Raw genomic sequence first — 7620 nt, forward strand, 5'->3', positions numbered from 1 at the left:
ACGCGAACGACCCAAGAATCCCACGCCTTTAGGCGTGTGGAGTGTCAAAAATCGTCCGGCACGCCGTCTGTCATCGCGTACACCGATTTGACCGACGAACAAATCATGCGCCTTGAGAAATACGGGTTTCGCCGGTTCGATTCGGCGCCGATGGAAAACGGTCCAGATGGCATTGAAGAGCTATTGCCGAGGCAATGAGGGAGAGAGAAAACACACAAGATGAAAACGTTGAAGAAAAAGCCTGCCCGATGGGGACAGGCTTTTTCTTTTCGCCGGAAGGGTGGCGACAGATCCGTTCGTGAGAAAGCTTCAAGGGATGAAACTGCAGCGCTGCAAGGTTTTTTTCAATTTGAAAAACATTGTTGCAAATTCAGATATTCGTCCCATCACCGGCCGTTGATCATTTCAACTGGCGGATGAGCCAATAGAGCGCGGCGGCCGCCGCTAGGCCAAGCAGCGTATAAAGGGCCGGGTGGCCGGCGTTTTTTTCCGTCGGCCCTCCTTGTTCGCGGGCAGGAGGTTGACCGCTCCCGGCGGTTTTCGGTTCGCTGTTCGGTTGTTTCGCCTTGGAGCGCTTTTCGTACATGCCCGCTCCGGTTCGTTTCGCCTCCTCGTACGCCTTGCGGACGCGCGATTCGTATTTGTAATCGCCATAGTCATAAAAGTCTTCGACAAGTCCGGCTTTGGCGAGGTCTTCTTGCAGCAGGCGCTTGCCGACCCACACCCAGGCGAGCAGCCGCTGGTATTTGTCAAACAGCGCGTCTCCGTCGGTCTCAAGCAAAATGTTCCCTTGATGCAAGCGGGAACATGTAAACCGGCTTGCTTCTTTCCCATACGGTTCGACTTGGATCGTGCTCTCCGGCGTATCAATGAACAAAAACCTCGTCGTGTATACATGGCTGTTGACGCGGAATTTCGCCGTATCGCCGTCGATGCACTCGACCAATTCAGCCGGGTAGGTGCGGCCAAGGCGCAACGTAGAACGATCTTCTTTCTTCTCCAGCGTATGGCCGTCCAGGTCGATTCGCTCTGGGGTGAGATGCCGCTTGCATCGTTCATTGCCGTTGTATGTTTGAATAAGCTGGACAAGCTCTTGTTTCGTTTTCGCCTGCTTCGCCAGCGCAGTCGGCTCATGGAGCAAATACACGCAGTCGCTGCCGCGGAAGTGCCCGCCCAACTCATCAAGCTCGCCAGGGTGGGCAAAAGCGGAAATCGGGAACATCACCAACAAACAAAAACAGAAAATGACGATTCGTTTCAAGAGGATCCCCCCGTTCGACAACCGTTTTTCGCTGTACACATCGTTTCATCAAGCCGCGCTGCGAATTCGGCTTCCGTTTTTACGACGACAACTGTGACAATATTTCCTTTTGCATGTGTAATCAACGTTTCCCCGCCGCTTTTTGCCCTTTTTTCACACAAAACGGGGTGAAAATGGCGTTTTTCGCGTTCTTAGGCCATTTGATGTCGTACACCATAAAGTTTATCAAAAAAATAGAACGATCATGAAAGAATTCCATCATGAATGAAAGGGAAATGAATGTTGCAAGGGGAGGAGATTTGATGGCGAAACTGCTTCTGAAGGATCAACCGTTGGTCATTTTGCCGCAACTCGCTTTGGCGATCGGGTTGAACGAAAGCATCGTTGTTCAGCAGCTGCATTATTGGCTCGAGAAAAGTGAAAACGTCCATGACGGCTATAAGTGGGTGTACAACACGTATGCAGACTGGCAGCAACAATTCCCGTTCTGGTCGGAAAGCACGATTCGCCGGATCATTCTCAAACTGGAAAAAATGGGGATCATCGTCGCGGCGAATTTCAACCGTTCCAAGATCGATAAAACGAAATGGTATCGGATCGACTATGACAAACTGGCCGAAATAACGAAAGAAATGTCGGGCGGACAACATGGGCAGGCGGCAGATGATGGCGTGATGACCGCGCGCAATGGTGTTTCGATCGTTCAAGGTGCGGTTTCGTTCACTCAAGACGGGGCTTCGTTCGTTCACGATGAGGGTTTGACGACGCACGATGGGGATTCGATTGTGCAAGATTGCGTCTCGGCCGTTCAAGGCGGCGCTTCCATGGTTCAAGGGGGGATGTTGGCGGCTCAAGATGGCATTTCGACGGTTCAAAATAGGGTTTTGCCCATTGAAGATGGGGGATCGATGATGCAAAGCAGCGTTTCGACGATTCAACAAGATCAGATTTCGGCCGTTTACGATGGCGTTTCGACCGGCCAAAATGAGCAGACGATGGGCGAAACAGTCAGTCCATTTGCGCAAAATGAACCGTCCAGCTGGTCAAACTGGGCGGTCGAGGTGCTCAATTTGACGAGACCAATACCAGAGACGACAACAGAGATTACATCAGAGATCAAAAGAGAAGACGAAGAAGACGCGCGCGTGCGCACATACAAGGAGATCGTTCGCTTCTGTGAGGAAAACGGGTTTGGCGTGATCGGCGATTATTTGCGGGAAAAGATCAATGCGTGGGTGGACGATGCGTCCGAGGAATTGGTGTTGGAAGCATTGAAAATCGCGGTGGAAAACGGCGCAAAACGGTGGGTGTACGTGGAAACGATTTTGCGCGACTGGACGGAAAAAGGGTATCGCACCGTGGACGAAGTGCGCGCCGCGCGGTTGGCGTTTCGGGAACAGCGGATGAAGCAGCGATCCGCCCCGCCTTCATCCGATGGCGGCAGAACGATGCGGAAACCGATCCGTACCGAGATCGTGCCGGATTGGCTGAAGATGGATTACAGCCAGCCGGAAGACGACGACTTTGACATCGAGCAGGCGCGCCGAGAGCTCGAGGAGCGGTTGAAAAAATACAAAAACGATCCGGGCGGCTATACACCGCCGCAATCCCCATCACCTCACAAGCGTTGAAAAAATAGAAAGACCATCCGAACGGAGCATCTCCGTGGGGGATGGCATGAACGCTTCAGCTGAGCTGAACGAGCAGCGGCGGCCTACTTTATCCGTTTCAGTTCAGCTTCGTGCTGAATGGAGCGGGCGGACAGCAAATCGATAATGCGCTGCTGGTTTTCTTGAATTTCCTCTAACCTTGAAAAGCAAGTCTATTGCTTGACTCATCGTTTGTAAAAAAGAAATGTCGTCAACCATTCGTCAACAACCGCTTCCATAACGAACCATATGCATCCAATCCGGAAAGAAAAACACCCTTGCCGCGCAAGGGTGTTGTGAATGGAGCATACCGGGCTCGAACCGGTGACCTTCGCGCTGCCAGCACGACGCTCTCCCAACTGAGCTAATGCCCCAAAAAAGGATATGGATGATCTGTCCATGTCCCATTATATATAGGGATGCGGACAATTGCAATCCTTTTTTGATCACCCGCTTTCAATATCAACGTGCACGACATCGTCAATGGAGCGGATGACGTAGTAAAGTTCGGCGGTCGAGCGCTTTTGGTCAATGACGGCTCTTAGTTTCAGCAAATGTTCATTCTCTTCAACATCTTTAATGCGCATCGTTTTAATGTTGATGTCCTGTTGTTTTAAATGGTCGATGACCTTTGTAATGTTTTTGGCGTCCGCCACGGTGATTTGCAACAGCACCTCTTTTTCGCGCAGCTGCTTCGGTCCGAAAAAATTGATCAAAAACGGAATGAGTTCCACACTGACAATGAGAAGCGCGACGCCGAACGCCGATTCCCAATAGAAGCCTGCGCCGACCGCTACTCCAATCCCTGCCGCCCCCCAAATGATCGCGGCGGTCGTCAGCCCGGTGATGCTGTCGTTGCCGCGGCGCAAAATGACGCCTGCTCCTAAAAAACCGACCCCGGACACAATTTGCGCCGCCAGTCGAAGCGGATCCATTGTAATATGGTCTTTAAGCGGAAAGACGTACGCTGATTCGATCGAAACGATTGTAAGCAAGCAGCTGGAAATGGAAATCACAAGACACGTTTTCAAACCGACCGGTTTTCGCTTCAATTCCCGTTCCAGCCCAATGATCAGCCCGAGAATGGCGGAAATCCCTAGTTTGAGGAACGGATCAAACATCATCGTTTCTCACCTCGTTCATGGTATAATGAAAGAAAACGCCCGATGACGCCTGTTTTCGCCCGGCGTGAAAACGGCGGCCAGGGGCTGCGCTTGACGAGACAAGGAGAGGAAAACGAATGAAGCCGCCAAGCACCATAAAGGCTTATGCCGCTCTATTCATCGGCGCGCTTGCCGTGTCAACATCGGCCATTTTCGTCAAATGGTCGCAGGCGCCGTCCGCGGTGATCGCCTTTTATCGGCTCTTTTTGGCCGTCGCCATCATGACGCCGTTGTTCCTCCGGCATCGAAGCGAACTCCGAGGCATCTCTCGGCGCGATTGGCTGTTTTCGCTTTGTTCTGGGGTTTTGCTTGCCTTTCATTTTATCCTTTGGTTTGAATCGCTCGACTATACATCCGTCGCCAGTTCGGTCGTGCTTGTGACGCTGCAGCCGCTGTTTGCCTTCGCAGGCGGCGCGTTGTTTTTCCGCGAACGGTTGACCGTCGGCGCGGTCGGGAGCGCGGTGTTGGCCATTATCGGCAGCGTTCTCATCAGCTGGGGAGACTTCCGCGTCAGCGGTGAAGCGCTGTACGGCGATGGATTGGCGTTGTTGGCATGCGCGTTTGTCACGGCGTATTGGCTGTTCGGCCAAGAGGTGCGCCAACGGTTGTCATTGATGACGTATACCTATATCGTCTATGGCATCAGCGCGGCGGTGTTGTGGCTGTACGCGATGCTGTTTCGCCTTTCGCTGACGGCGTATCAGCTGACGGATTGGCTTTGTTTTCTCGCTCTCGCCGTCATTCCAACGCTGCTCGGCCATTCGGTGATGAACTGGGCGGTCAAATGGGTCAGCGCCTCGACGGTGTCGATGGCGATTTTATTTGAACCGATCGGCGCTTCCGCCTTGGCCTATTGGCTGTTTGGCGAACCGATCCGTCCGTTTCAATGGATCGGCGGTATTTTTATTTTAACAGGAATCGCCCTGTATTTGTGGGAGAAAAACGAAAAAGGTCCGCTAACGGTGCAAGAACGTAGCGGACCCTAGCGTTCCGACGATAAAGGGCGGGCGGCGGATCGGCAGGCGGAATTCATCGAAGCCGCGGGCGAATTGGGACAGATAAGCGAAATCGACTTGCGTGATATTGGGAAGTAGGTAAGCGGATTTCGTCGCCCCCCGCTTTCGTCTTCGATTGAGCGCGGCGATGATGCCTTCCTTTGTTTGAATGCCGATGCCATGCCCGTAAAACAAGCCGTCGCCTAAGTAAATGGCATTTTCCCCTTGCCATTGCGGCGTCAATGGATCGAATTCCGGGTTTTTAAAATAGAGGCAATCTCCGGGGAGAAAGTGTTCATCTTTTTTTGTTTGAATGCCAAGATCCCGGTCGGTATGCCAGTCATACAGCAGCAAATCCGCAAACAGCCGGTTGAATGCCGCTGGATCGATTACGTCAAGCACGGCCTTGTAAAACACGATGACGATCGCAGTCGCGCATTCAAACGCGTATCGCTCGCTATGGACAAAAATGTCCTTGATCGCTTCGGAAGCGGTGACATCTGGGCGAAGACGAAAGCCGCCGCGCTCGTCCCGCGTCCAAAAATCGCTGTTGCAGCGCGAAAAACGGAAAATGGCAAACCGCGCCCGGCTTTTCGCCAACTCGCCCGCCGCCCGAACAATGCGGTCGCGCAAGGCGATTTCAAATCGAAGCTGGTGTTTATTTGCATACGTATACAACTTAGGCGAGGAAACAAGGGCATCTAAGATTCGTTGTTCGCTGGTCGGAAGCGAAAACGAACCAGAAACGTCAAAGTTGATTGGTGATAACACGCGAATCAAAGTGAAGATGCCGTTACGCAAAACTTACGAAACTCTGCAAAAAACTTACAAGAATTTCTGTTTGCTTCCTTGTTCATCGCGTCCGATTTCGCCGAAGCTACTTTCGTTTGATATGACGCTCCGAAGGCTTTACTTCCCGTGTAACTCACGGTACAGAAACTATGCGGTATATTTAGAAAGGTTTATGCTTGCGTTTAAATCTCGATCTATACTTATACCGCAAGCATCGCATACAAATATCCGTTCCGACAATGTTAATGTTTTCTTAACATGCCCACATGCACTACATGTTTTTGAGGAAGGATACCATGGATCTGCTTCTATAAATTCAATGCCATACATTTCACATTTGTATTTGATTTTTTGCTTAAACGCATACAATCGCTGGTCTTGAATGGCTTTTGATAAATGGCGATTTTTCATCATCCCTTTTATATTTAAGTCTTCCATGACAATGCGAGCCGGCTTGGTTCTCACCAACTCGTTTGATACTTTGTGTTCATAGTCTTCACGGATATTTGTTATGCGAACTCGCAACTTCTGGATTTGTTTTTCGAGTTTCGTAATGTTGCGTGTTTTGACGTAACGGAACTTCCCTCCTTTTTCTTGGATTTTATTCATTTCGTACTTTCTTGAACATTTGCGTTGCAACCGCCGCAAACGTTTTTCTAACTTTTTGACTCGTTTCGTTTGATTGATATTGGGATATATTTTCCCATTTGAGCATACGGCTAAATGTTTAACACCAACATCAATACCCAATGAATTTTGTGTTAAGGCTGTTGTTTGAGAATTGACTTCAAATCCAACGGAAATATACCAATGAACACCATCAAATGCCACTCTAGGGTTATAGTATTTTGCATTAGTTGGTATTTTCCCTCGCTCTGATAAGCGAATCCAACCAATTTTTTATAAATTTAATCCAACAGATCCCAACCTCCTTGTCGAAAGGATCGCATTGACAATATAGATGCAGCGGAAAAGCTTCCCAATATCCTTGACGGAATCTCGACTGCCCGAGGCATACGGCCTCCTTTTCCCCCGCGCCAAGGCGCGGAGGCAGGCAGAACCCTATGTGCAGAACGGTGGGGGCGGCGTTGTTCGGCCGCCAGGCAGTCGATCCAAGCGCTTTGCAAAAGCCGTCGATGTGAAAGCGTCCAATCGCATCTATATAGCGATGCCATAGAAGAAATGTATGCACTCGCGCCGGTGTTCATTCCCCTTTTTTAGGAAAAGAACGCTTTCCTGTGGGATGGAGAAGAGGGAACGGGGATGGATCAGCGCGTCCTAAAATTTTTTTAAAAAAGGTATTGCATTTTTGGAGTTAAGGTGGTATATTAGAAAACGTCGCTGATCGAAGAGGTTGTTTGACAGCGATGCGAAGCAAAAAAAGCAGTTGACATCGAAAAAGATGTTATGCTAACATAAAAGAGCTGTTTGAGATAGACAAAACAGTCGAAAGCTTGTTCCTTGAAAACTGAACGAAACGAAGCGCGAAAGAAAAGCTGAGGCGCCGTAATTTCGCCTAAAGGCAGCCCGCGTCCTGCGGGCAACGGCGAAATATCGCCATCCTGGCGATCTCGAAGCCAAATGTTCTTCACTCGCAGAGGTGCTTGCACCCCAAGGGGGAAGGTTATTTGGCAGAAGAGAGCTAGGCGCCGAAGCTGGACAATGCGAAAAGCCAATCAACTTTCTTTGGAGAGTTTGATCCTGGCTCAGGACGAACGCTGGCGGCGTGCCTAATACATGCAAGTCGAGCGGACCAAATC

At 50.4% G+C, this 7620-nt stretch carries 6 protein-coding genes, 1 tRNA gene, 1 rRNA gene and 1 pseudogene; 4 read left to right on the forward strand and 5 right to left on the reverse strand.

Annotated features, from left to right (window positions below; all coding sequences use genetic code 11):
- Positions 1–198, forward strand: a pseudogene (locus tag BRO54_RS18190) (hypothetical protein); the annotation flags it as partial.
- Positions 199–400: 202 nt separating this feature from the next.
- On the opposite strand, the gene BRO54_RS18195 reads toward BRO54_RS18190, so the two are convergent.
- Positions 401–1261 carry a thermonuclease family protein gene (locus BRO54_RS18195; protein WP_074044799.1) on the reverse strand — a complete coding sequence of 287 codons (861 nt, stop codon included), beginning with the start codon at positions 1259–1261 and terminating at the stop codon, positions 401–403.
- A gap of 302 nt (positions 1262–1563) precedes the next feature.
- On the opposite strand from BRO54_RS18195, the gene BRO54_RS18200 reads away from it, so the two are divergent.
- The gene (locus BRO54_RS18200; RefSeq protein ID WP_074044800.1) at positions 1564–2892 is read left to right on the forward strand and encodes a DnaD domain protein; all 1329 of its coding nucleotides are present in this window, start codon (positions 1564–1566) and stop codon (positions 2890–2892) included.
- 319 nt (positions 2893–3211) lie between these two features.
- On the opposite strand, the gene BRO54_RS18205 is transcribed toward BRO54_RS18200, so the two are convergent.
- Both BRO54_RS18205 and BRO54_RS18210 read right to left on the reverse strand, forming a co-directional pair.
- Positions 3212–3284, reverse strand: a tRNA-Ala gene (locus BRO54_RS18205).
- 72 nt (positions 3285–3356) lie between these two features.
- Complete coding sequence (locus BRO54_RS18210) at positions 3357–4034, reverse strand: MgtC/SapB family protein (protein WP_011232387.1); 678 nt, start codon at positions 4032–4034, stop codon at positions 3357–3359.
- Between the two features lie 116 nt (positions 4035–4150).
- Here BRO54_RS18210 and BRO54_RS18215 point away from each other — a divergent pair, with 116 nt between their 5' ends.
- On the forward strand, positions 4151–5059 hold the full coding sequence (locus tag BRO54_RS18215; RefSeq protein WP_074044801.1) for a DMT family transporter: 909 nt from the start codon (positions 4151–4153) through the stop codon (positions 5057–5059).
- Here the strand turns inward: BRO54_RS18215 and BRO54_RS18220 are convergent.
- Together BRO54_RS18220 and BRO54_RS18225 are read right to left on the reverse strand one after the other, a co-directional pair.
- Entirely contained in the window at positions 5030–5848 is an 819-nt protein-coding gene (locus BRO54_RS18220) for a protein-glutamine gamma-glutamyltransferase (RefSeq protein ID WP_074044802.1), read from the reverse strand. The genes BRO54_RS18215 and BRO54_RS18220 overlap by 30 nt on opposite strands.
- Positions 5849–6007: 159 nt before the next feature.
- Complete coding sequence (locus tag BRO54_RS18225) at positions 6008–6757, reverse strand: RNA-guided endonuclease InsQ/TnpB family protein (protein WP_307899032.1); 750 nt, start codon at positions 6755–6757, stop codon at positions 6008–6010.
- A 786-nt stretch (positions 6758–7543) separates the two neighbouring features.
- On the opposite strand from BRO54_RS18225, the gene BRO54_RS18235 reads away from it, so the two are divergent.
- Positions 7544–7620 (forward strand): 16S ribosomal RNA (locus BRO54_RS18235); the annotation flags it as partial.

The sequence above is a fragment of the Geobacillus proteiniphilus genome (genome assembly GCF_001908025.1).
In the GTDB taxonomy this organism is placed as follows: domain Bacteria; phylum Bacillota; class Bacilli; order Bacillales; family Anoxybacillaceae; genus Geobacillus; species Geobacillus proteiniphilus.

Bases quoted from the DNA above. Each gene is read 5' to 3' on its own strand.
- BRO54_RS18200 (WP_074044800.1), top strand. From the start codon at position 1,564: ATGGCGAAACTGCTTCTGAAGGATCAACCGTTGGTCATTTTGCCGCAA.
- BRO54_RS18215 (WP_074044801.1), top strand. From the start codon at position 4,151: ATGAAGCCGCCAAGCACCATAAAGGCTTATGCCGCTCTATTCATCGGC.
- BRO54_RS18210 (WP_011232387.1), bottom strand. From the start codon at position 4,034: ATGATGTTTGATCCGTTCCTCAAACTAGGGATTTCCGCCATTCTCGGG.